Annotated in this window: 2 protein-coding genes; one reads left to right on the top strand and one right to left on the bottom strand. The window is 41.3% G+C overall.

The window, feature by feature from the left end; genetic code table 11:
- Nucleotides 1-249 precede the first annotated feature (249 nt).
- On the bottom strand, nt 250-414 hold the full coding sequence (locus tag ACCI49_RS24625; RefSeq protein WP_371841903.1) for a hypothetical protein: 165 nt from the start codon (nt 412-414) through the stop codon (nt 250-252).
- Nucleotides 415-663: 249 nt separating this feature from the next.
- Between ACCI49_RS24625 and ACCI49_RS24620 the strand changes: the two genes are divergently transcribed.
- Nucleotides 664-996 carry a response regulator receiver protein gene (locus ACCI49_RS24620; RefSeq protein ID WP_371841902.1) on the top strand — a complete coding sequence of 111 codons (333 nt, stop codon included), beginning with the start codon at nt 664-666 and terminating at the stop codon, nt 994-996.
- Nucleotides 997-1428 lie beyond the last annotated feature (432 nt).

Raw genomic sequence — 1428 nt, 5'->3', positions numbered from 1 at the left:
CCCTGTCTCAGAACAGGATAAAACCTGTGCATGTGGCTGCCAAAAGAATCTCGTTGATTACGACGCCATGAGCGCTTGAACTACATACCACCAATATATGAGGTGATTGTCGAGTTGCGGGAGAAGGGATAGCGATCCGCAGATGCAAATATGTGTCGATCGCTATAGCTTTTCTGATGGCCTTACCAAAGAGCATTTCGGGAAGAAGACACTAGAGATTATCGTAACGAGAATGCGTGACCTGGGTTCTTACTGACTCGTTACCCCTGCCTGCTGCTGCCCGACTACACGGCGCTCATGAGAAGGAGCATCGTCCTCTTCATCATGAATCGAAGCTCCGGCTTGCAGTGGTGGTTTCTCTACCGAAGCAATACCGATTGCTGGACCATAATCACAGCCAGCCGCTTCCTGCACACTAGCAATACATCAGGCCCACTTGTTACTGGCTTATCACCAATAAATTTAACCAGGACAGTGGGTGTAGTCATTGAAGAACTCCAGATTTAGAGCAAGAAGAAGTGGGGTAATAGGGCTTTCTACCACCGGGTAGAAAATGTATAATCGAGGATAATTTTTAAACAGTCTCATCTATCATAAATCACAAAATATGAGATTGATGCGGACAATTGACTGATTAACCACAAAATTACGGATTAAGTTAAAATGTTTAGATTTAAAGCACTAGTTATTTCTGCACTAATTTCCCTCCCCGTTACAGCTCAAGAAGATTCTTTTAGCTCTATAATAAAAAGAGTATATCCACAATCCAATGGGACTTTAGTGTTGACTTTTCATGATGACCCCCAAAGCTGTACAAGCCCAAGTACTCCAAACTACTACTATGTAAAAGTAGGGGAAAACGGTGTCACTCAAGAAGGATTAAACTTAATGTTTAGTACCGCTTTGGCAGCGGGAGCGGCTCAACAAAAGGTTTCAGTATATTTTGACACCAGCACTAATTCCTGTTTCATAAATAGATTGTCAGTTAATTACTAATCTCTCAAATATACCAATCAACTATATATGACCTTAAATTTATAGTTACTTTTTCCTCACCTCCAAACGGAAGCGTAACTTTAAATTTTTCCACCCTGTAGTAGATTAGACTTGATCTGACAGTTACCGGTTTTCTGAAGGTGTTCGTAAGCGGTACGCAAACTACATACTTTAATGAATAATGTGGTTCATGTACCGCTTACGTAATTTACCAGCAATTCTTGTTGGTTTTTCCGTATGACGATTTACAAAAACATGTGTTAAATTACCATATGCACATGCATTCTCCAGTCCTTCTTTAAAAATTGCGAGCGGTACATGAACCACATATTCGTAGAAAGTATGTAGTTCATGTACCGCTTACTCCGCTGCAGGGAGGGCCTTCGATACCTTCATCAAAACCTACGAGGGGAAATACCCGAAAGTTGTCGA

Origin of the sequence: Microbulbifer epialgicus (assembly GCF_041447265.1) — a bacterium.
Classification (GTDB): Bacteria; Pseudomonadota; Gammaproteobacteria; order Pseudomonadales; family Cellvibrionaceae; genus Microbulbifer; species Microbulbifer epialgicus.
Note: the sequence above shows the minus strand (reverse complement) of the source record. Positions and strands in the feature narration are given on the sequence as shown.